Annotated in this window: 18 protein-coding genes; 7 read left to right on the top strand and 11 right to left on the bottom strand. The window is 71.0% G+C overall.

Annotation, left to right across the window (positions count from 1 at the left end; genetic code table 11):
* Positions 1–131 precede the first annotated feature (131 nt).
* Positions 132–419 carry a hypothetical protein gene (locus tag Q1B24_RS06975; RefSeq protein ID WP_299925400.1) on the top strand — a complete coding sequence of 96 codons (288 nt, stop codon included), beginning with the start codon at positions 132–134 and terminating at the stop codon, positions 417–419.
* Between the two features lie 102 nt (positions 420–521).
* Here the strand turns inward: Q1B24_RS06975 and Q1B24_RS06970 are convergent, their stop codons facing one another.
* On the bottom strand, positions 522–3,422 hold the full coding sequence (locus Q1B24_RS06970) for an AAA family ATPase (RefSeq protein WP_299925397.1): 2,901 nt from the start codon (positions 3,420–3,422) through the stop codon (positions 522–524).
* 160 nt (positions 3,423–3,582) lie between these two features.
* Here Q1B24_RS06970 and Q1B24_RS06965 point away from each other — a divergent pair, with 160 nt between their 5' ends.
* Positions 3,583–4,230: a DUF1707 domain-containing protein gene (locus Q1B24_RS06965; RefSeq protein ID WP_299925394.1), complete on the top strand. Its 648-nt coding sequence runs from the start codon at positions 3,583–3,585 to the stop codon at positions 4,228–4,230.
* A 67-nt stretch (positions 4,231–4,297) separates the two neighbouring features.
* Here Q1B24_RS06965 and Q1B24_RS06960 read toward each other — a convergent pair whose 3' ends face one another.
* From Q1B24_RS06960 to Q1B24_RS06950, 3 genes are all read right to left on the bottom strand, one after another.
* Positions 4,298–5,218: a carbohydrate ABC transporter permease gene (locus Q1B24_RS06960; protein WP_299925392.1), complete on the bottom strand. Its 921-nt coding sequence runs from the start codon at positions 5,216–5,218 to the stop codon at positions 4,298–4,300.
* Entirely contained in the window at positions 5,215–6,198 is a 984-nt protein-coding gene (locus Q1B24_RS06955) for a carbohydrate ABC transporter permease (RefSeq protein ID WP_299925389.1), read from the bottom strand. Before Q1B24_RS06955 ends, Q1B24_RS06960 begins: the two co-directional genes overlap by 4 nt.
* 99 nt (positions 6,199–6,297) lie before the next feature.
* On the bottom strand, positions 6,298–7,623 hold the full coding sequence (locus Q1B24_RS06950; protein WP_299925386.1) for an ABC transporter substrate-binding protein: 1,326 nt from the start codon (positions 7,621–7,623) through the stop codon (positions 6,298–6,300).
* A gap of 227 nt (positions 7,624–7,850) precedes the next feature.
* On the opposite strand from Q1B24_RS06950, the gene Q1B24_RS06945 reads away from it, so the two are divergent.
* Together Q1B24_RS06945 and ugpC (Q1B24_RS06940) are read left to right on the top strand one after the other, a co-directional pair.
* Positions 7,851–8,861 carry a LacI family DNA-binding transcriptional regulator gene (locus tag Q1B24_RS06945; RefSeq protein ID WP_299925383.1) on the top strand — a complete coding sequence of 337 codons (1,011 nt, stop codon included), beginning with the start codon at positions 7,851–7,853 and terminating at the stop codon, positions 8,859–8,861.
* A 72-nt stretch (positions 8,862–8,933) separates the two neighbouring features.
* Positions 8,934–10,019: a sn-glycerol-3-phosphate ABC transporter ATP-binding protein UgpC gene (gene ugpC / locus Q1B24_RS06940; protein ID WP_299925380.1), complete on the top strand. Its 1,086-nt coding sequence runs from the start codon at positions 8,934–8,936 to the stop codon at positions 10,017–10,019.
* 38 nt (positions 10,020–10,057) lie between these two features.
* Here the strand turns inward: ugpC (Q1B24_RS06940) and Q1B24_RS06935 are convergent, their stop codons facing one another.
* Positions 10,058–11,470, bottom strand: a complete 1,413-nt coding sequence (locus tag Q1B24_RS06935; protein ID WP_299925377.1) for a glycoside hydrolase family 32 protein — start codon at positions 11,468–11,470, stop codon at positions 10,058–10,060.
* A gap of 40 nt (positions 11,471–11,510) precedes the next feature.
* On the opposite strand from Q1B24_RS06935, the gene Q1B24_RS06930 reads away from it, so the two are divergent.
* Positions 11,511–13,349, top strand: coding sequence for an amylosucrase (locus Q1B24_RS06930; RefSeq protein ID WP_299925374.1), 1,839 nt, complete (start codon positions 11,511–11,513; stop codon positions 13,347–13,349).
* A 288-nt stretch (positions 13,350–13,637) separates the two neighbouring features.
* On the opposite strand, the gene ugpC (Q1B24_RS06925) is transcribed toward Q1B24_RS06930, so the two are convergent.
* Genes ugpC (Q1B24_RS06925) through Q1B24_RS06910 form a run of 4 tightly spaced genes read right to left on the bottom strand, consistent with a single transcriptional unit; the run spans position 13,638 to position 17,953 of the window.
* Complete coding sequence (ugpC, locus tag Q1B24_RS06925) at positions 13,638–14,903, bottom strand: sn-glycerol-3-phosphate ABC transporter ATP-binding protein UgpC (protein WP_299925371.1); 1,266 nt, start codon at positions 14,901–14,903, stop codon at positions 13,638–13,640.
* 7 nt (positions 14,904–14,910) lie between these two features.
* A complete protein-coding gene (locus Q1B24_RS06920; RefSeq protein WP_299925368.1) occupies positions 14,911–15,753 on the bottom strand; it encodes a carbohydrate ABC transporter permease in 843 nt (280 codons plus the stop codon).
* Positions 15,753–16,709 (bottom strand): carbohydrate ABC transporter permease, encoded by a 957-nt coding sequence (locus Q1B24_RS06915; RefSeq protein ID WP_299925365.1) that lies wholly within the window; start codon positions 16,707–16,709, stop codon positions 15,753–15,755. The genes Q1B24_RS06920 and Q1B24_RS06915 overlap by 1 nt, the downstream gene beginning before the upstream one ends.
* Positions 16,706–17,953, bottom strand: a complete 1,248-nt coding sequence (locus Q1B24_RS06910) for an extracellular solute-binding protein (RefSeq protein ID WP_299925362.1) — start codon at positions 17,951–17,953, stop codon at positions 16,706–16,708. The genes Q1B24_RS06915 and Q1B24_RS06910 overlap by 4 nt, the downstream gene beginning before the upstream one ends.
* A 169-nt stretch (positions 17,954–18,122) precedes the next feature.
* Here Q1B24_RS06910 and galK point away from each other — a divergent pair, with 169 nt between their 5' ends.
* Entirely contained in the window at positions 18,123–19,241 is a 1,119-nt protein-coding gene (galK, locus tag Q1B24_RS06905; protein WP_299925359.1) for a galactokinase, read from the top strand.
* A gap of 16 nt (positions 19,242–19,257) precedes the next feature.
* On the opposite strand, the gene Q1B24_RS06900 is transcribed toward galK, so the two are convergent.
* The gene (locus Q1B24_RS06900; protein WP_299925356.1) at positions 19,258–20,184 is read right to left on the bottom strand and encodes an alpha/beta fold hydrolase; all 927 of its coding nucleotides are present in this window, start codon (positions 20,182–20,184) and stop codon (positions 19,258–19,260) included.
* 111 nt (positions 20,185–20,295) lie between these two features.
* Here Q1B24_RS06900 and Q1B24_RS06895 point away from each other — a divergent pair, with 111 nt between their 5' ends.
* Positions 20,296–21,129 carry an alpha/beta fold hydrolase gene (locus tag Q1B24_RS06895; protein ID WP_299925353.1) on the top strand — a complete coding sequence of 278 codons (834 nt, stop codon included), beginning with the start codon at positions 20,296–20,298 and terminating at the stop codon, positions 21,127–21,129.
* On the opposite strand, the gene glpX is transcribed toward Q1B24_RS06895, so the two are convergent.
* The gene (gene glpX / locus Q1B24_RS06890; protein ID WP_299925350.1) at positions 21,094–22,098 is read right to left on the bottom strand and encodes a class II fructose-bisphosphatase; all 1,005 of its coding nucleotides are present in this window, start codon (positions 22,096–22,098) and stop codon (positions 21,094–21,096) included. The genes Q1B24_RS06895 and glpX overlap by 36 nt on opposite strands.
* Positions 22,099–22,101: the final 3 nt, after the last annotated feature.

Raw genomic sequence — 22,101 nt, 5'->3', positions numbered from 1 at the left:
GCGGCCGGTCCAGACCGGGGCCGGACCAGCTGTCAGCGTTCGTCAACCCGTGTCAACCGGCCGCCCACCGGTCCCACCGTGGAGGGACACCCCCGGACCGCTCGAGGTCCGGGACCACGAAGGGACACCACATGAATGAGAACTCGCACGCCGTCCGCCGCCGTCTCGCTGCCTGGGCCGCGGTGGCCGTCGTCCTCCCCGCCCTGGCCGCCTGCGGGGCCGACATCGACCCGCCGGCGCAGGACATCAGCCGCAACAAGGCCGAGAAGACCGACACGGTCACCGTGCCGGACCACACCACGGGCAACCGCCTCGACTTCGGTGACGAGTACGGCAAGGCGCCGGCGAAGGACCGCAGGACCGATCCGCCCGACGAACGGAACCTGAACCGGTTGGACTTCCGGGACAACGGCCTGTGAGGAGGCCGGCCGGACGCCGTCGGGGGGCGTCCGGTCCTTGTCCCTTGGCCGGGTCCACCCGATGGATCCCCGCTCCTCAGGAGCGGGGATCTGTCCGCGTCCTCACCGGGACGTCTCCGCGATCGCCCGGGACAGGGGGACGTGCTCGCGGGCCTCGCCCGCGGCGCGCCGCAGGAGCCGCGCGGCGACGACGCCCCGGTCCTCGCGCAGCGCCACCTGGGCCGCTCGCCAGCGGCAGTACGCCGCCGCGTGCGGTCGACCGAGATGACCCCAGGCGGTCGCGGCGCGCGACCACTGGTCCACGGTGTCGACGCCGCGGGCACGGTCGAGCTCGGCGTCCCAGGACGTCCCGGCCGCGACCCCGGCCGACGACCGCTGGGGGTCCAGCGGGTCGAGCCGGGCGCGCCGACGCAGGTCCTCCAGCACCTCGAGCGCCTCCTGCGCCGGCACGGGCTCCGACGGCCGCCCTCCAGGGGTGCGCATGTCGGCCGCCGCGCGGGCGAGCACCAGGAAGGCGAGCCAGTAGTCGACGATCCCGGGTGAGTCGACGAACCCCTCGAGCGGATCGCGCAGGACCACCCATGCCTTCTCGGGCTCCTCCTGCCACAACAGCGCCGTCGCCTCCCACACCGCCCGGTTCAGCCGGTTGCGTGGACTGCCGCCGACCTTGATCAGTCCGCGCATGGTCCCGATCGCGTCGGCCGTCCGGCCCTGGACGATGTCGAGGCGTGCCGCGACCCACTGCCCCGGCCAGTCGTCGTAGCTCTGCGAGCGGGGCACGTCGACCAGGCGCGAAGCGGCGTCGCGCGCCCGGCCGGCGTCGAGGTAGGCCTCCACGACGTTGGCCTTGACCAAGGTGAGCATGTGGAAGTCGAGCTGCCACTCCCGCGCGAGGTCCAGCGCCCGCTGGGCGGCCGCCTCGACCTCGTGGGGCGGGCGGTGGTGCTGCAGGAGCACATCGGTGTGCATCATCGCGAGGTGCGCCTCCCGCCACGGGCCGGCCGTGCCGTCCACCCGGCTCCGCGCCCGGCGGAACAGCTCGAGCGCGGCGGCGAGGTCGCCGAGGTGGCCCACGTGCCACGCCAGGGTGGCGGCGGTCTGGAAGTACAGCGCGTCGTCGTCGAGCTCCGCGCAGGCGTCGAGCGCGCTCTGCAGGTCGCGCGTCGCCTCGTCGTAGCGGGCGAGGTCCATCAGGGCGTCGGCGCGCTGGTCCAGGACGTGGACGAGGCCGGCGCCGACCGGGTGGCCGGCCAGGCGGTCGAGTGCCCGGTCGGCCAGCACGACGGAGGCCTCCGGGTCGTCCCCGACGAGCCAGACGACCTGCGCCGCGCGCCGGATCACCCTGGCGGCCTGCTCGTCGGGGAGCGCGTCGACGTCCGGCTGGGCGTCGTCCACCAGCGCCGCGCACGCCTCGAGCCGGCCCGAGAGCTGCAGCGCGTCGAAGGCGGAGAGCCACGCGGTCACCAGGCCCTCGGGAGCCACGACGTGCTGGCGGCCCAGCTCGAGGATCCGCAGCCAGTGCTCGGCCTCCGAGCGTGGGTCGGTACGGCGGCGCGCCTGACGGGCGGCGGCGGCTCGCCACCGGGCCTCCTCCGACGCCCCGCCCGAGAGCCGCCAGTGCTCGGCGACGACGGCCGGGTCCGCCCCGCCGGCGCGTCCGAGCAGCTCGGCGAACGTGCGGTGGAGTCGCCGTACCTCGCCGGGGAGGAGCCGGCGACGAGCGGCCTCGGCCAGCAGGGGGTGCGCCAGCCGGACCATGTCGGTCGGGCCCACGCTCACCAGGTGCCGCGCCGCCAGCTGCCTCAGCGTGACCAGGACGGTGTCCTCGTCGAGGCCGGTCGCGTCCGAGAGCAGCTCGACGTCGACCGGGCGGTCGGCCACGCCGAGCGCAGTGGTCACCCGGTCCTGGTCCGGAGAGAGGTCGCCGAGGCGTCGGTCGAGGAGGTCGGCCAGGAGCGGCGGGAGGCTCGGGTCGTCCCCCTGGATGGCGAGCTGCGCGGTGAAGAGGGGGTGTCCCCGCGACCGCCGGTGGATGCGCTGGGCGCGGTCCGGGGTGCCGTCGGGCCACCCGGCCAGCCGGAGCTGGTCGCGTGTCTCCTCCAGGGTGAGCGGGCCCAGGGCGACGGTCCGCGTCCCGGGAAGGGCCTGCATGCGTGCGAGCCACTCGCTGCGCCACTGCGGGACCTTCGGGTCGTCGACGCGCCACGTCACCGCGACCGGGACGTGCGGGCCGCGCGACAGGACGTACTCCAGCAGGTCGAGGGTGGTGGCGTCCGACACGTGCAGGTCCTCCACCACCAAGGCGAAAGGTCGCGACGCCGCGAGCCGGGCGAGCACCGCCGCCACGGCGGCGTACAGGTGCTGCTGCGCGAAGTCCACGTCGTCGGTGGTCGCTGCGTCCACGCCGAGCTCCGGCAGCAACCGGGCCAGCGCCTCGCGGGCGTAGCCGGGACAGTCCGCCAGCGCGTCGTCGATCCATCGCCCGTCGTCCGAGTCGTGGATCGACCGCATCAGCTCCACCACCGGCATGAGCGGGACCTCGGTGGAGAACGACAGGCAGCGCCCGACCGCCACGTAGCCGTCCGCCAGCGACGCGGCAGCGTCCACGAGCGTGGACTTGCCGATGCCGGCCTCACCGGTCACGACCAGGAGGCCGCCGTCGCCGTCGAGGTGGTGGCGGACGACGGCGAGCTCGGCACGACGACCCGCGATCGCGGGTGGCGGAGGGCAAGGCGCCTCGTCGTCGGTCGACGACGCGGCGAGCCACAGCTCGTGGAACTCCGACCGGTCGCCACCCATCGCCTCCACGAGGAGCTCGACGTTCCCCCAAGGCGGGAGGCCCCTCCCGGAGAGGACCTTGGACACCGTGGTGTGGGAGACGCCGGTGCGGCGGGCCAGCGAGCGGAGGCTGGGCCAGCCGGCCCGGTGGTGCAGGTCGTGCAGCGCTCGGGCCAGGTCCTGGTGCGCGCCCGGCGGCAGGTCCGGGCTGGGTAGCGCGCCCATGTCACCTCCGGCAGCGAGTGGTGCAGTGCCCGAGACGTCGTCCTCCCAGAATCCGACGACCGGACCCGCATGTCCACGGATTTACCCAGTGCGGGCAGGCGGGTCGCCCCCCTGACGCCCGTCACGGGTCGCGGCCGCTGCTCCTCGCTAGGCTGGAGCCATGGGGGAGATCGAGAACCGCCCGCACGACCCGTCGCAGATGCGCATCTCCGACGCCGACCGCCAGCGCGTCTCCGACGTGCTGCGCGACGCCGCGGGAGACGGTCGCATCGACCTCGACGAGCTCGAGGAGCGGCTCGAGCTGACCTGGCAGGCCAAGACCTACGGCGAGCTCGTGCCGATCACGCTCGACCTGCAGCCCAGCGGGCCCGTGGCGCCACCGGCCGGCTCACCCGTGCGTCGTACGCCGTCGTCGGTGCCGGCGGTCGGGCACAACTCGTCGGTCGCGATCATGAGCGAGTGCAAGCGCCAGGGCGTCTGGTCGGTGCCTGAGCACCACAGCGCGTTCGCCATGATGGGCAGCGTCGTGATCGACCTGCGTCAGGCGCAGCTGTCGGCCCACGAGACGCTCATCAACGCCAGCTCGATCATGGGTGAGGTCAAGGTGATCGTGCCGGCCGACATGCACGTCGTCATGGACGGCACCCCGATCATGGGCGAGTTCACCCAGGCCAAGGACAAGGTGCCCGCCGAGATCGGCCCGGGGTCGCCGGTCGTGCGCATCCGCGGGATGGCCCTCATGGGCTCGGTCACCGTGCAGCGACAGCCCGCGCCGGGCACCCCGAAGAAGTACCTCGGCACCTACTGACGCACCCGGCCACACGCACGCCGTACGTCGTCCGGCGACCGGCGCCGGACGACGTACGGGGTGCGGGTCAGCCCTTGACCGCGCCGGCGGTGAGGCCGCGGACGAAGAACCGCTGCATGAAGAGGAACACGATGATCGGCAGGATCATCGAGATGAAGCCGCCGGCCGTGACCAGGTGCTGGCCCGCCCCGGCCTGGCCCATCAGGTTGTTGCGCAGCGCCACCGTGATCGGTGCGTTGTCGCCCGGACCGACGAAGATGAGCGCCACCAGCAGGTCGTTCCAGACCCAGAGGAACTGGAAGATCGCGAACGCCGCCAGTGCCGGCACCGACATCGGCAGCACGAGCCGGAAGAACGTCTGGAAGTGGCTTGCGCCGTCGATCTTCGCCGACTCGATGAGGCTCTTGGGCAGGGTCGCCATGTAGTTGCGCAGGATGTAGATCGCCAGCGACATGCCGAAGCCGATGTGCGCCAGCCACACCGCCGGGAACGTGCCGGCGATCTCCAGGTCGCTGTAGATGCGCAGGATCGGCACGAACGCGATGTAGTTGGGCACCACCAGGAGGCTCACCACGGCCAGGAACAGGAAGTTGCGGCCCGGAAACTCCATGAAGGCGAACGCGTAGGCCGCGAAGGCCGCGACCAGGATCGGGATGAAGGTCGCCGGCAGCGCGATCGCGAGGGTGTTCACGAACGCAATGTCGAGCCCGGCGTCGTTCCAGGCGGTGACGTAGTTGTCGAAGCTCAGCCGGCTCCATGCCGACGGGGTCCAGAACAGCGTCCACCAGCCGGTCTCGTTGGCGTCGTCCCGTGGCCGGAAGGAGGTCAGGAAGAGCCCGACCACCGGCACGATCCACAGGAAGCACAGGGTGAGGACGACGATCCTGGCGAACCAGCCCGCCTTCTGAGGCTGTCCTTCGCGCGAGGCGCGCTTGCGCGTCTTCTCCGTCGGCGTGGCTGCTGCCATCGTGGTCTGTGTCGAGGTCATCCCATCATCTCCTCGCGACGGAAGTTGCGCACCTGGTAGAACATGATCGGGACGGTGGCCAGCATCAGCATCACGACGATCGCCGCGGCCGCGCCGTTGTTGAAGTTGCTGAAGAGCTGGTTGAAGAACTCGTTGCCGACCACGTTGGTGTTGAAGCCGCCGTTGGTCATGACGTAGACGATGTCGAAGATCTTCATCACGCCGATGAGCGTCGTGACGTAGACGGTCAGCACCGTCCCCCAGATCTGCGGCACGACCACCCGGAAGAAGATGTCGCGCTCGTTGGCCCCGTCGATGCGGGCGGCCTCCAGGGTGTCCTCCGGGACGCCCTTCACCGCTGCGGAGAGCAGCACCATCGAGAAGCCGACCTGGGCCCACATCAGCATGATCATCAGGAAGAAGCTGTTGATGTGGAGCTGGTCGAGCTGCAGCCACGCCACGGGGTCGAAGCCCAGCGCGGTGACGATGGCGTTCTGCAGGCCGATCTGCTCGCGTCCCTCCGGGCGGTAGTCGTAGACCAGCCCCCACACGACGCCGGCGCCGACGGCGCTGATCGCCATCGGCAGGAAGATGATCGTCTTGGACGTGCTCTCCCACCGCGGGTTGAGCCGGTCGGCGAGGACGGCCATGGCCAGCCCGAGCGCCACCACGACCACCGGGACGACGATCATCCAGAGCAGCGTGTTGAACAGCGTGTCCTGGAAGTTCTCGCTCTGGAGGAGCTTCGTGTAGTTGTCCCATCCCACCCATGCCGTGCTTGTGGGGTTGGCGAAGCTGAAGACGACGGTCTGGACGGCGGGATAGACGAGGTAGAACACCAGGGCGGCGTAGGCGGGGAGGATGTAGAGGTAGGGCTTGATCCGGTCCTCCCACGGACCGGGCAGCAGCTCTGCGAGCTTGTTGAGCAACCAGTAGAGGACGAGCGCGGCCAGGATGCCCACGCCGACGGTGATCAGGGTGTTGAGGATCTTCAGGACCATGTGTCTCGCTCCTGGATGGGCACGTGACGGGGGAGGACGGGTGCCGGGAGGGGGGACGGCCGCCCGCTGCGGCGGCCGCCCCCTCCCCGCGGGCATCGCTCAGCTGGAGGGCCAGCTGTCGTCGATGTTGGTCAGCGTGGTGTCGAGGTCCTGCTGCTCGCTGATCCACGCCGTCATCTCCTTCCAGAAGCTGCCGGCACCGACCTCGCCGGGCATCTGGTCCGACCCGTCGAAGAGGAAGGGGTCGGCCTGGTAGGCCACGTCGGCGATCTGCCGGGTGAGGTCGCTCGGGTAGAGCGAGGTGTCGAACTCCGTGTGAGGCGAGATGAAGGAGCTCTCGGGTGCCGCCGTGGTGCCGAGCTCGACGTCGGCCAGGATCTCCATGATCGCGCGGGAGTCGTCGTTGTCCTCGAGCAGCGTCGCCAGGTCACCGCCGCCCAGGACCGGGTTCTCGCCACCGGCCTCGGCCGGCGGGAACCCGAAGACGCCGATCCGCTCGTCGACGTTGTCGACGACGTCCTGCGGCATGAAGTCGGCGGAGACGACGAAGTTGCCCTGCTTGAACATCCAGCAGCCCGGCTCGTCCTCCCACATGGTGTCCTCGGCGTCGCCGAACGCCACGCTGGCGATGGAGCTACGCCCGCCCGGGACGTTGCCCTCGGCGAGCACGTTGGTCTCGAGGTAGTCGGCGGCCTGGCGCACGACGTCGGAGTCGAACTTCACCTCGTTGGTGACCCACTGGTTGTAGACGTCGGCACCGCCGTAGCGCATGATCAGGTCCTCGAACCAGTCGGTGGCCGGCCAGCCGGTGGCGGCACCGGACTCGATGCCGAAGCACCACGGGGTGCCCCCGTCGCTCTTGATCTGCTCGGTGAGCGCGGCCAGGTCGTCGAGGGTCTCGGGAGCCTCGTAGCCCGCCTCCTCCCAGGCCTGCTTGTTGTAGAAGACCAGGCTCTTGACGTTCATGCTGATCATCAGGCCGTACTGGGTGCCGTCGATCTGGCCGGCCTCCAGCGTGCCGGGCGTCATGTCGGCGATCAGGTCTGCGGGGACGATGTCGTCGGTGAGCTCGACGCCCTCGCCGCGGTCGACGATCTGCTTGATGACGCCTGGCTGCGGGATGACCGCGATGTCCGGCGGGTCGCCGGCCTGGATGCGGGTGAGGATCAGCTGGTTGATGTTGTCGACGCGTTCCATGTTGACCTCGATGCCCGCGGCCTCGGCCTCTTCCTCGACCTTGGCCTTGAGCCCGTCGAAGACGAGCGGGTCGGTCGTGGCGAGGATCTCGACCACGCCGTCGTCACCGCCGCTCTCGCCCCCGCCCCCACCGTCGTCGTCGCTGCCGAGGCAGCCGGTCGTGGTCAGGGCCAGTGCCGCCGCCGTCGCGGCGAACGCCGTCCGGCGCCGTGTCGCAGTCAGTCGCATGAGGGTGCCTCCTCGGATGGCGGGGTCTGTCCCGCTCAGCCTGTGTGTCGTAGTGTGACGTGTACCACTGCTGAATCGAATCAGCCGCATCATGTGCGCCGGGCGGGACCGGTGTCAAGCAACGGTTCGGACACGTTCCCGCCGCAGGCGCACAGCCGCTGCGGCATGCTTCGGCGCGCGTCGACGGACCCGCGACGACGGGACGACCGGGACACGAGGGAGTGGCAGTGAGAACACGACGGCGCGTGATGCTCGCGGACGTGGCGGCCGAGGCGGGCGTGTCGCCCACCACCGCCTCCTACATCCTCAACGGCCGCGCCGACGAGATGCGCATCGCGCCGGCCACCGTGGCCAAGGTGCAGGCGGCCGTGGCCGACCTGGGTTACCGGCCCAACCGCAGCGCACGCAGCCTGCGCACCCGGCGTACGGCGACGGTCGGGCTCGTGTCCGACCAGATCGCCGGCGAGCAGTACGGCAGCAGCATGCTGACCGGGGCGAGCCTGGCGGCACGCGAGCTCGACCACCTCGTCGTGATGGGGGAGAGCGGGGGCGACCCCGAGCTCGAGCGGCTGCTGATCGAGGAGATGCTCGAGCGCGACGTCGACGGAGTGGTCTATGCCACCCGCACCGCCCGCACCGTCCACCTGCCGCAGGGCCTGCGCGGCGTGCGGTCGGTGCTGCTCAACTGCGAGGACCTCGACGAGCGGCTCCCGTCGGTGGTGCCCGACGACGAGGGCGGGGGCCGGGCCGCCGTGGCCACCCTGCTGGCCGCCGGCGCCCGGGAGGTGTGGGTCGTGGGCGAGGACCCGGTGCCGGAGGCGACGGCGGGTCCACGCCGGATGGCCGGGATCCGCGCCGAGCTCGCCACCCACGGCCTCGACGTCGCAGGCCTGGTGCGCTGCGACTGGTCGGTGACCGAGGGGTTCGAGGCGACCAGCCGCTGGCTCGCGGGCGGCGGCCGCGCCGACGGCCTGGTCTGCATGAACGACCGCCTCGCGATGGGCGTCTACCAGGCGCTCGCCGAGGCAGGTCTGCGCGTGCCCGACGACGTCAGTGTGGTCTCCTTCGACGGCTCCGCGCTGGCGGGCTGGCTGCGACCCGCGCTGACGTCGGTCGAGCTCCCCTTCACCGAGCTCGGCGCGCTCGCCGTACGCCGGCTCCTCGACCCGGCGGACCACGGAGGCACCGACTCCGTCCCGATGCGCGTGCGCGCAGGCGGTTCGGTCCGCCCGGCATGAATCGCGCTACTGTGACCCCTGTCACTTCACTACGGATCGTCCGGCACGTACCTGCCGGTGAAGGAGCAGAACATGGCATCAGTGACGTTCGAGAAGGCGCAGCGGTGGTATCCCGGCGCCGATGAGCCGGCCGTGCCCGGCATCGACCTGGAGATCAAGGACGGCGAGTTCATGGTCCTCGTCGGGCCCTCGGGGTGCGGCAAGTCCACGACCCTGCGGATGCTCGCGGGGCTGGAAGAGGTCAACGACGGGAAGATCTACATCGGTGACCGTGACGTCACCAACGTCCCGCCCAAGGACCGTGACATCGCGATGGTGTTCCAGAACTACGCGCTCTACCCGCACATGTCGGTGGAGGAGAACATGGCGTTCTCGCTGAAGATGGCCAAGGTCCCGGCGGCCGAGCGCAAGGAGCGGGTCGCGAAGGCGGCCGAGATCCTGCAGCTCACCGAGTACCTCGAGCGCAAGCCGAAGGCGCTCTCGGGTGGTCAGCGCCAGCGGGTCGCGATGGGTCGTGCGATCGTGCGGGCGCCTCAGGTGTTCTGCATGGACGAGCCGCTGTCCAACCTGGACGCGAAGATGCGCGTCGCGACGCGCACCGACATCGCGCGCCTGCAGCAGGACCTCGGTGTCACGACCGTCTACGTCACCCACGACCAGGTCGAGGCGATGACGATGGGCGACCGGGTCGCGGTGATGAAGCTCGGCGTGCTGCAGCAGGTCGACACCCCGCTCAAGCTCTACGACAAGCCCGCCAACCTCTTCGTCGCCGGCTTCATCGGCTCCCCGCAGATGAACCTGCTGGAGGGTGTCGCGGCCGAGGACGGCACGGTCAAGGTCGGGGGCTACAAGGTGCCCGTCGACCCGACCGCGGAGAAGAAGATGTCCGGCAAGGTCACCGTCGGCGTGCGTCCGGAGAACTGGCGCCTCGTCTCCGACTCCGAGGGCGGGCTCCCGGTGCGCATCACGGTCGTGGAGGAGCTCGGTGCCGACAGCTTCGTCTACGGCACCAGCGACGTCGAGGGCGTTCCGTCCAACGTGATCATCCGCGTCGTGGGCCGCACCCAGCCGCGCAAGGGCGAGACGCTCTACGTCACGACCGACCCGCAGCACGTGCACGTCTTCGACACCGACACGGGCGAGCGCCTCTCCGACTGACCGCCTCTCGAGCCCCCGGGAGCCCCGCTCCCGGGGGCTCAGGCGTGCACGACGAGGTGCCGCACGAGCGCCGTGCCGCCCTCGGCGAAGACGGCGAGGCCGTCGTCCCCGGGGTCGGGGAACACCAGGTCGGTGAGCGCGACCTCGCCGCCGCCGACGAACACCTCCACCGACGACTCGTCCACCACGACCTCGAGGCGGACCGGCCCGTCACCGCGGACCAGCGGGGCGGTGTGCACGGCCGCGAACGCCTCGTGGAAGCCGGTCTCGCCCGACGCGCGCCGGTCGAGCCCGACGGTCCCGGAGCCCGGCTCGACCCACACCGTCGTGCGGTGCCCGGTCCCGGTGCCGGTCCGGACGTGGACCCCGACCCGGTCGGCGTCGCCCGGCTCCACCTCGAGGACGACCCGGCACGTGCGGGCCGCGACGGGCAGCACCCGGGTGCCCGCCAGGGGCTCGTCGCGGAGCTCGTGCACGACGGGGGAGTGGCGCACGACCGGCCGCTGCACCAGGGCCAGCTCGCCGTCGCGGGGGCGCAGCGCGAGGGTGCGGGCCAGCGTCATCGCGCCGCGGTGGGTCGCGGCGGGCACCAGGTCGGCGTACCGCCAGTTGCTCATCCAGCCCTGCACGAGGGGCTCCGGCGCGTCGGCGTAGGACACCGCGGCGTAGAAGTCGGCGCCGTGGTCCATCCACCGTGCGTCCTGGGTGGGGCGGAAGTCGGCGCCGTCGAGCTCGCCGACCCAGTACTGCATCCCCGACCCGCCGGCCGGGGCCCCCTCCTGGACGCTGACGAGCATCACCACCGCTGTCTCGTCGAGCCCCTCGACCGGGACGCGGAGCAGGTCGGGGCACTCCCAGATTCCCTCGACCGAGCCCGTCGGCCCGAACGACGACGCGTGCTCCCAGTGCAGCAGGTCTGGCGACCGGTAGGTCTCGACCCTGCGCTCCTCGGACAGCACGAGCACCATCAGCCAGCCGGCCCCGTCTTCGTTCCCGTCCCGCAGGACCTTGGGGTCGCGGAACGCGGTGGAGCCGATGTCGAGCACGGGGTTGGCGGCGTACGACGTCCACGTGCGGCCGCGGTCGACGCTCCACGACACGGACTGGCGCTGCATCCCGCCGACCGGCTCGAAGGCGGTCCACAACGCCACCAGCGGCCCGGCGCCGTCCCCGCCGAGGCCGGAGGTGTCGGCCGCGTCGTGGACCACGCTGCCCGACCAGACGTGCTCGGTGTCGGTGGCGGCGAGGGCGACCGGGAGCTCGGTCCAGTCGAGGAGGTCCTCGCTCACCGCGTGGCCCCACGACATCGGCCCGTGCACCAGGGAGTCGGGCAGGTGCTGGAAGAACAGGTGGTACTCACCGTCGTGCAGGACGAGGCCGTTGGGGTCGTTCAGCCAGCCCCGGCGCGGCGTGAAGTGGTCGCGTGGGCGCAGGGACGGGTCGTGGCTCACGACCCCAGCGTAGGTCGCCGCACTTCGCCATACTGGGCGCGTGAACGACTTCGAGGAGCGCCTCGCCACCCTCGAGCCCGACCTCCACGACACGGTGTCGCGGGTCTACGGCGCCGAGGCCGCGCCGGAGGTGACCCGGGCCCTGGTCGAGGTCGCCCGCGCCGCGCACGACGCCCGTCCGGCCGAGCTGCGGGCGCTCGACGAGCAGCGGCTGCGAGACCCCGACTGGTTCCAGCGGCCGTCGATGGTCGGCTACGCCGCCTACGCCGACCGCTTCGCCGGCACCCTGCGCGGGGTGGGTGAGCGGGCGGCGTACCTGCGGGGGCTGGGCGTCGGCTACCTGCACCTGATGCCGCTCCTGACGCCACGTCCGGCGCCCAACGACGGCGGCTACGCGGTCATGGACTACCGCTCCGTGCGGCCCGACCTCGGCACGGTCGACGACCTGCGCGACCTCGCGACCACGCTGCGCGGCGAGGGCATCAGCCTGTGCCTGGACCTCGTGCTCAACCACGTGGCGCGCGAGCACGAGTGGGCGGTCGCCGCGCGGGCGGGGGACGAGGCCAAGCGGGCCTACTTCCACGTCCACCCCGACCGCGAGGTGCCGGACGCCTACGAGGCGACCCTGCCGGAGGTCTTCCCCGACTTCGCGCCCGGCAGCTTCACCTGGGACGACGAGCTGGCGGGCTGGGTCTGGACGACCTTCAACGACTACCAGTGGGACCTGGCCTGGTCCAACCCCGCCGTCCTGTGCGAGTTCGCCGACCTCATCCTGTCGCTGGCCAACCTGGGCGTGGAGGTGTTCCGGCTCGACGCGATCGCCTTCATCTGGAAGCGGCTCGGCACCGACTGCCAGAACCAGCCCGAGGTGCACCTCCTCACCCGCGCGCTGCGCACGGTGGCCCGCATCGCCGCACCCGCCGTGCTCTTCAAGGCCGAGGCGATCGTCGGCCCGGCGGACCTGCCGGCCTACCTCGGCGTGGGCGAGCACGCCGGCAAGGTCAGCGACCTCGCCTACCACAACGGCCTCATGGTGCAGGTCTGGTCGATGCTCGCGTCCCGCGACGCCAGGCTGGCGACGTACGCGCTCCAGCAGCTGCCGCAGCCGCCGTCGACGACGGCCTGGATCACCTACGTGCGCTGCCACGACGACATCGGCTGGGCGATCTCCGACGAGGACGCCCGCGCGGTCGGCCTCGACCCCGTCGCCCACCGGCGCTTCCTGTCGGACTGGTACTCCGGGTCCTTCCCCGGCTCGTGGGCGCGCGGGCTGGTCTTCCAGCACAACGAGCAGACGGGGGACCGGCGCATCTCCGGGTCGCTGGCCTCGCTCGCCGGCCTCGAGGCGGGCGACCCGCAAGCGGCCGCGCGCATCCTGCTCGCGCACGCGATCATCCTGTCCTTCGGCGGCCTGCCGGTGATCTGGATGGGCGACGAGGTCGGTCTGCTCAACGACATCGGGTGGGCCGACGTCCCCGACCACGCCGCCGACAACCGGTGGGTGCACCGGCCGGTGATGCCGTGGGCATCGGTGGCCGACGACCCGCACGGCATCACGTCCGGGCTGCGGCACCTGGTCGACGTACGACGCTCGCTCCCCCAGCTGCACGCGGCCTCGCCCACCGAGATCTGGGACCCCCGTGACCCCGGCGTCCTGCTCGTCGTCCGGCGGCACCCGGACGGCCCGCTCCTCGCCGCCGCCAACGTCACCGACCGGGAGGCGTGGGTGTCCGCCGACGTCCTGCTCTGGCTCGGCCTGCACACCGACGACCTGGTGGACGCCCTCACCGGCGAGCGGCCGGAGCTCCACGACGGCGCCGTCCGGCTCGAGCCCTACGCGGCCGCGTGGTTGCACGCGGCGCCGTCCTCGCCTGCCTGAGTCGTCCCGGGACCGGACCGGACTTCCGGGCCACCCCTCTCGCAGAGTCCCCGCTCGAGCGGGGAGTCCGTCACTGGGAGGGGCGTACAACCCCCACAAGGTGTCGGAGTTCCCCACCAAGTCCCCGCCAAGTCCCCGCCAAGTCCCCACCAAGTCCCCGCCGAGTCCTGCCGCACCGACGCGCGCGGTCGTACGACGCCCCTCCCGCGACGCGGCGAGGCCCCGGGAGCGGTGCTCCCGGGGCCTCGGTTCCGCGCCGACCAGCGGGGTCGGACATCCGTGCTGCGGTCAGCTGGTCGCCTGGTCGGCTCCCGGCTTGACGCCGTCCTGCTCCTCGCCGACCTTCTCGGCCTTCGCCATCGCGTTGCCGTCGGGGATGATGCCGGCGCTGTCGGCGTCGATGGTGAGGTTCTCGCCGGTGCTCGGGTCGAAGAGGTGGATCTTGCGGGCGTCGACCCAGATGGTGGCCTCGTCGCCCTCGCTGATCCGGCTGGCCCCGTCGAGCGAGATCACCAGCTGCGTACGCAGCGACTCGCCGTCGAGGTCCTTCTCGAGCTGCGTGAGCTGCTCGCGCACCTCGTCGGGCGCCTCGAACGGGATGTAGGCGTAGGCCTCGTTGCCGAGCCACTCCACCACGTCGACGGTGGCCTTGAAGGTCGCTTCGTCGGTGACCTTGTCGCTGTCGACGACCGAGGCGTCCTCGAAGTGCTCGGGTCGGATGCCGGCGATCAGCAGGTCCTTGCCCTGCGCCCTCGACGCCCGCTCCTCCGGCATCGTCACTGTGCCGAACGGCAGCTCGACGCGGTTGCCGTCGACCTTCGCCGGCAGGAAGTTCATCGGCGGGGAGCCGATGAAGCCGGCGACGAACAGGTTGGCCGGGTTCTCGTAGAGCTCGCGCGGCGTGGCGTGCTGCTGGAGCACGCCACGCTTCATCACCGCGACGCGGTCGCCCAGCGTCATCGCCTCGGTCTGGTCGTGGGTGACGTAGACCGTGGTGATGCCCAGCCGCTTCTGCAGGCGCGAGATCTCGGTGCGCATCTGCCCGCGGAGCTTGGCGTCGAGGTTGGACAGCGGCTCGTCGAAGAGGAACGCCTCGGCGTCCCGGACGATCGCGCGCCCCATCGCGACGCGCTGGCGCTGGCCACCCGACAGGTTGCCGGGCTTGCGCTCGAGGTGCTCGTCGAGCTCGAGCGTCTTCGACGCGTCGCGCACCTTCTCGTCGACCTCGGAGTCCGACTTGCCGGCCAGCCGGAGCGGGAAGGCGATGTTCTCGTAGACCGTCAGGTGCGGGTAGAGCGCGTAGTTCTGGAAGACCATCGACAGGTTGCGGTCGCGCGGCGCGAGGTCGTTGACCTTCTTCCCCCCGATGATCATGTCGCCGTCGGTGATGTCCTCCAGCCCGACGATCATCCGCAGGAGCGTGGACTTCCCGCAGCCCGAGGGCCCGACGAGGATCAGGAACTCGCCGTCCTCCACGTCGATGCTCACGTCGTTGACGGCGGGGAAGCCGTCGCCGTACTGCTTGACGATGTTCTTCATCTCGATGGCAGCCATGAGCTGATCACCCCTTCACTGCGCCGGAGGTGAGGCCGGCGACGATCTTGCGCTGGAACAGCAGGACGATGACGATCACCGGCAGAGTGACGATGACCGACGCCGTCGCGAGCTGCGCGTACGGCGGGTTGAACGGGTCGGGACCGACGAAGAAGGACATCTGCGCCGGCACGGTCCGCGAGGCGGTGGTGGAGGTCAACGAGATCGCGAGCACGAACTCGTTCCACGCGAAGAAGAAGGTCAGGATCGCCGCCGTGAACACGCCGGGTGCGGCGAGCGGGACGATGACCTTCCGGAAGGCCTGCCACGACGTGGCGCCGTCGACCTGGGCCGCCTGCTCCATCTCCCACGGGATCTCGCGGAAGAAGGCGGAGAGCGTCCAGATCGCCAGCGGCAGCGTGAAGGACATGTAGGGGATGATCAGGCCGGGCCAGGTGTTGAACAGCCCGAACGTGGTCCACATGTCGAAGAGCGGGCCGACCAGCGCGACCACCGGGAACATCGCGATCGCCAGCGCCAGCGAGAGCACGAGGCGCTTGCCCTTGAACTCCAGCCGCGCGATGGCGTACGCCGCCAGCGTCGCGAAGATGACCGACAGCAAGGTGGCGATCAGCGCGATGCCGAACGAGTTGATCAGCGCCCGCATGAAGTCGGGGTTGTCGATGATCGCCTTGTAGTTGTCGAAGGTGGGCTCCTTGGGCAGGAACTGCGCGCTGCCCGCGGCCGTCTCGCCCTCGGACTTGAACGACAGCGAGATGATCCACGCCACCGGGAACAGGCACCACAGCATGATCAGGGCGAACCCGATCCACGTGCCGACAGCGGTCTTGCCGCTCTGGTTGCCGGCCATCAGCCCTCACCCCTCGCCTGCGCCAGGTCGACGCGGAACAACTTCACGATCAGCCATGCCAGCAGCAGCACGGACAGGAACAGCAGCACCGACATGGCCGAGCCGAGGCCCAACTGCATCTGCTCGATGACCTGTCGGTAGGTCAGGAACGAGATCGACTGCGTCCCCTCGGCTCCCTTGGTCATCACGAAGATGTTGTCGAAGATGCGGTAGGCGTCGAGGGCGCGGAACAGCACCGCGACCATGATCGCCGCACGCATGTTGGGCAGGATCACCTTGGTCAGGCGCTGCCACCACGTCGCGCCGTCGACCTTGGCGGCCTCGAGCATGTCCTCGCTGACCTGGGCCAGGCCCGCCAGCAGCAGCAGCGCCATGAACGGCGTGGTCTTCCAGATCTCGGAGACCATGATCGCGAACATCGCGTGCCAGTAGTCGCCGAACCAGTTGGTGTCCTCCGCGATCCACGGCAGCCAGCTGAACCACGCGTTGACGAAGCCGTTGTTGAGGGAGAACGCGAACTGCCAGGCGAAGGCGGAGACGACGGTGATGATGCCGTAGGGGATCAGGATCGAGGTGCGCATCAGGCCGCGGGCGAAGACGATGCGGTGCATCACCATCGCGAACGCGAACCCGATGACCAGCTCGACCGCCACCGTCACGACCATGATCAGCAGCGTGGTCAGCGTGCTCTTCCAGAACTGGTCGTCGCTGAGGATCGTCAGGTAGTTGTCGACCCCGACGAACGCCCGGTCGTCCGGCGCGGTGAGCCGGTAGCGGAAGAGCGAGAGGTAGAGCGCCTGGATCATCGGCCAGGCGGTGACCAGCAGCATCAGGACGACGGCCGGGGCGACCAGCTTGAGCCCCAGCCTGTTCTCCGCCGCGGTGCGGTCGGAGGCGATGGCCTTGGCCTTGTCCTTGGTCCGGGTGGGGGTCTCGGGTGCGGTCGTGGTGCTCACAGCAGGTCATCCCCCTTCAGGACGTCCTCGATGAACACCTTCGACTGCTCCGGGGTGTCGGTGTCGACGGACCGCGGCGGGTGCCAGATGTTCTGGATGGATCCCGACACGTCGCTCCAGTAGGGCGTCACCGTGCGGGGTGCTGCGGCGTCGACGCTCTCCTGGAAGAGCTGCAGCAGGTCCTCGGGGAAGGTCTCCTTGAGCTTGGGGTAGTCGTAGCCGTCCGTGCTGGCCGGCATGTTGCCGGTCAGGTCGGCGTTGATGCCCTGCGACTCCGGGCTGACCAGGCACTGCGCCGCCTCGAGGGCGAGGTCCTTCTCGTCGGAGTAGGCGCTCACCCCGATGCCGATGCCGCCGTAGGGGGGTCGGGACTCCTCGCCCTCGACCGTCTGCGGGTAGCGGGTGTAGCCGATGTCGTCGGCCACGTCGGGCGCGGTCTCGTCGTAGTTGGTCCAGATGTAGGTCCAGTTGACGAGGAACGAGCCCGCATCGGAGCCGAACGTCGACCCTGCCGTGCCCTCGTTGGAGACGCTGAGGTCGGCCGGAGCGGCCTCGGACGTGGCGAGCTTCTCGATGATCTCCGCGGCCTTCTTGCCGGCGTCGTCGGAGATGGTGATGTCGGCGTCGACGCCCGCGTCCGCGTCCTGGAGGATGTGGCCGCCCGCGCCCTCCACGAGGGCGTTGATCCACACGACGTAGCCCTCGTACTTGTTGGCCTGCACGCCGACCTTGGCGTCGTTCTCGTTGGCCGCGTCGATGATCTGGTCCCACGTCACGGGCTTCGACATGTCGATGCCTGCCTTCTCGACGAAGGACTTGCGGTACCAGAGGACCTGGGTGTTGGACCAGAACGGGAAGACGACGAGCTTGTCCTTCCACGTCGCCGCGTCCATCGCGCCCTTGAAGGTGCCCTGCTCCTCGAGCTGGCTGCGCGCGTCCTGCGGCACCTCGGCGAGGAATCCCGCGTCCGCGAACTCCGCGGTGAACGGCGGGTCGATCGACATCAGGTCGATCTCCGGGTCCTTCGCGGCGAGCCGGCGCGCGAGCTGGATGCGCTGCTGGCCGGCGTCCTGCGGGAGCACCTGGGTGGAGATCGTGTAGTCGTCGGTGGAGCACTTCTCGGCGACGGCGTCCTGCCCCCCGCTGTCGGGGTTGATGTACCAGGTGAGCTCGGGCGGACCGCTGTCGCCTCCACAGGCGGACAGGAGACCGCTCGCGAGCGCGAGCGCGGCCAGCGGCGCCACCCTCCGTCGCCCCCTTGGCCGGCCTCGTTGCCGGATCGACGGTGCTCGGGACATCCGCGCCCTCCTTGTTTGGTTCGGGCCTCTGGTCTAGTGGTCCTCGACACCTTTTGGCAACATGCATCCCATTCCAACGGGTATGCGGCCCACAGCGGAGACGAGTAGGAATTCGATGACGGTCTGGCGTGCCCCCGGGCGGATCAACCTGGTCGGTGAGCACACCGACTACAACGACGGCTTCGTCCTCCCCTTCGCCCTCGAGGTCGGGTGCACGGCCTCGGTGTCGACGGTCTCCGCGGGCTCGGACGCCTGGACCGTGCGTTCGGTGCAGCAGCCCGATCCTGTGGTCGTACGCCGCTCCGGCCTGGCCGGTGCCGACCTCGAGGTCGTCCCCGAGTGGTCCCGCTACGTGCTGGGCGCGCTGTGGCTGCTCACCGACCGCGGGGTCGACGTCCCGCCCCTCCAGGTCGAGGTCGACTCCGACGTGCCGTCAGGTGCCGGGCTGTCGTCGTCGGCGGCGCTCGTGTGCTCGGTCGCCCGGGCCGTCGACGACCACCTCGGGCTCGGGCTCGACGATGACGCGCTCTTCGCCCTGACGCGCGACGTCGAGAACGACGCCGTGGGTGCGCCGACGGGCGGGATGGACCAGCTGGTCAGCCTCCGCGGCGAGGCAGGACACGCGCTGTTCTGCGACATGCGCAGCCACGACACGCGGTCGGTGCCGCTCGACCTCGCCGGCAACGGGCTGACGGTGCTGGTCGCCGACACCCGCGCTCCCCACCGCCACTCCGACGGCGAGTACGGCGCCCGGCGCCGGGGCTGCGAGGAGGCCGCGCGTCGGCTGGGTGTCGCGGCGCTGCGCGACGTGACCGCCGACGATCTCGACGCCGCGCTCGGCGGGCTCGACGACGACGAGCTGCGTCGCTACGTCCGGCACGTCGTCACCGAGGACGACCGCGTGCTGTCCGTCGTCCGGCTGCTCGACGAGGGCCGCCTCGCCGACATCGGCCCGCTGCTCACCGCCTCGCACCGGTCCATGCGCGACGACTTCCGGATCACCGTGCCCGAGGTCGACACGGCCGTCGACGCCCTGCTCGAGGCGGGTGCGCTGGGGGCGCGGATGACCGGCGGCGGCTTCGGCGGCTGCGTGATCGGGCTGGTGCCCGAGCGGTCCGTCGACGCGGCGAGCGACGCCGTACGCCGTGCCTTCGCCGACGCGGGCTTCGGCGAGCCCGACCTCTTCACGGCCGAGCCGTCGCAGGGCGCCCACCCCGTCGCTGGTCGGGGCTAGGGCTCTCCCCGCGGGGTCAGGAGGCTCGGTCGGCGGTGCGCCGGATGGCCTCGACGAAGGTGCCGAAGAGCTCGGGCGGCAGGTCGTGGCCCATGCCGTCGATGGTCACCAGCTCGGCGCCGGGGATGGCGGCGGCGGTCGAGCGCCCGCCGCTGACGTGGACCATCTTGTCGGCGGTGCCGTGGATGACGAGCGCCGGGACGCGGAGGCTGCGCAGCCGCGTCGTGCGGTCGTCCTGGGTCAGGATGGCGAGCATCTGCCGCACCGCACCGCTGGCGCTCACGCCGCGGTCGAAGGTCGTCTCCGCGCGGGTGCGCAGGGCGTCGGGGTCCGACGGGTAGGCGGCGGAGCCGATCAGTGACCACATCGCGAGGCTGGTCTCGACGTAGGCGTCCCGCCCGGCCCTGCGCGGCGCGATGAGCCGCGGCAGGAGGGACGGGTGCTGCCAGCCGACGGTGCGGCGACCCGTCGTGGAGCTGATGCTGGTGAGCGACCGGACCCGGCTCGGGTGCTCGACGGCGACGGTCTGGGAGATCATGCCGCCCATCGAGACGCCGACCAGGTGCGCGGACTCGAGGCCCAGGTGGTCGAGCAGCGCGACGGCGTCGCCGGCGAGGTCCGACATCGTGTAAGGGGCGTTGGCGCGGCCCGTCGCGAAGGCTTTGACGAGCTGGTCGGGACGGGCCGGGGCCGCGATGCGCGACGACTTCCCGGCGTCGCGGTTGTCGTAGCGCACGACGTGGAACCCGGTCGACGCGAGCTGCTCGCAGAACACCTGGTCCCACCAGGTCATCGGGCCGCTCAGGCCCATCACGAGGAGCAGCGGATCGTCGTCGGGATCGCCGAAGGTCTGGTAGCAGAGCTCGACCTCGTTGCCGACCGGCGCGCGGAGCTCGTCGGAGGCGACAGGCGGCTGGGTGCGGTCGGGGCGCGACTCGGGCATGCAGCCAGTGAACACGAAGGCCGTCGCCAAATAAACGCGCTCGTCCCCAATTACACGCAAAGAGGCCCGCATCCCCGGTCCGGCGCGGGTTCTGGGCTAGGTTCGAACATTGTGACCCAGCGCACAGTGGCGGCATTCCTCACGCCGGAGGGCTTCTCGCAGCCTTCCGTGGTGGCGGTGCTGCGCGAGGGCTCGGTCATCACGGAGGCGGGTCGCTACGCGGTCTCGGCGTGGGGCTCGCGGGGTGCGCGTCGTCGTACGCCGCTGGGCGCGCGCCCGCCGCGGATGGGCGAGCCGGTGCTGCTGGTGCCGGGCTTCCTGGCCGGCGACTCCTCCCTCGGGCCGATGAGCCGGGCGCTGCGCCACGAGGGCTTTCGCACCTACCGTGCGGACGTCCGGGCCAACGTCGGCTGCACGCTCTCGGCCGCCGCGCAGCTCGAGGAACGGCTCGAGGGGATCGCGCAGCGTCGCGGCTCACGCGTGCGGATCGTGGGCCACAGCCTCGGCGGCATGCTGGCCCGGGGCGTCGCGGCCCGGCGTCCCGACCTCGTCGCGGGCATCGTGACGATGGGCAGCCCGATGCTGGCGCCGGGAGCGCACCACGTGTCGCTGGCGCGCAGCGTCGACCTGCTCGTCCGGCTCAACCGGGCCGGGATGCGCGGGCTGATGGCGGAGGACTGCGTCGCCGGGCACTGCGCCCAGGAGAGCTTCGACCAGGCGCGCGCGGCGCTGCCGGAGGGTGTCGACTTCACCGCGATCTTCTCCCGCCGTGACGGCATCGTCGACTGGCGTGCGTGCGTCGACCCGGCCGCGCGGCCGGTGGAGGTGCGCTCGTCCCACGTGGGGATGGCGTTCGACCCGGTCGTGATCAGCGCGGTGTCGGCCGCGCTGCGGCCGGCGGTCTCAGCGTCAGTTGTCGAAGTCGATCGTGGAGAGATCGCGTAGCTTCGAGAGCTGGTGCTCGGCGGTGATCGAGCGCACCGTGCCGCTGCGCGAGCGCATCACCAGCGAGTCGGTGGTGACGCCGTTGCCGCGGTAGCGCACGCCTCGCATGAGCTCGCCGTCGGTGATGCCGGTGGCCACGAAGAACGCGTCGTCACCGGTGACCAGGTCGTCGGTGCCGAGCACGAAGTCGCGGTCGAGGTTGTGGCCGGCGTCGAGGGCGCGCTGTCGCTCGTCGTCGTCCTGTGGCCAGAGCTGGCCCTGGATCTTGCCGCCGATGCACTTCATCGCGCATGCGGCGATGATCCCCTCGGGCGTGCCGCCGACGCCGAGCATCAGGTCCACGCCGGTGTCCGGGCGGGCGGCCATGATCGCGCCGGCGACGTCGCCGTCGGTGATGTACTTGATGCGCGCACCCGTCTCGCGGATGTCCTCGACGAGCCGGGCGTGGCGCGGTCGGTCGAGCAGCACGACGGTGACGTCGTGGATCGAGATGCCCTTGGCCTTGGCGACGCGGGCGATGTTCTCCTTGACCGGCAGCCGGAGGTCGACGACGTCGGCGGCCTCGGGCCCGGTGGCGAGCTTGTCCATGTAGAACACCGCGCTGGGGTCGTACATCGAGCCGCGCGGTGAGACGGCCAGCACCGAGATCGCGTTGCTCATGCCCTTGGCGGTCAGCGTCGTGCCGTCGATCGGGTCGACGGCGACGTCGCACTCGGGTCCGGTGCCGTCGCCGACCTCCTCGCCGTTGAAGAGCATCGGGGCGTTGTCCTTCTCGCCCTCGCCGATCACCACGGTCCCGCGCATCTCGACCGTGGAGATCATCACGCGCATCGCCTCGACCGCGACGCCGTCGGCGTCGTTCTTGTCGCCGCGCCCGACCCAGCGACCGGCCGCCATGGCGGCCGCCTCGGTGACGCGCACCAGCTCGAGGGCGAGGTTGCGTTCGGGCTGGGGCGCGCTGGAGCTCATGTC

Origin of the sequence: uncultured Nocardioides sp. (genome assembly GCF_947488025.1) — a bacterium.
Lineage (GTDB): Bacteria > Actinomycetota > Actinomycetes > Propionibacteriales > Nocardioidaceae > Nocardioides.
This window is presented reverse-complemented; position numbering and strand designations above follow the sequence as displayed.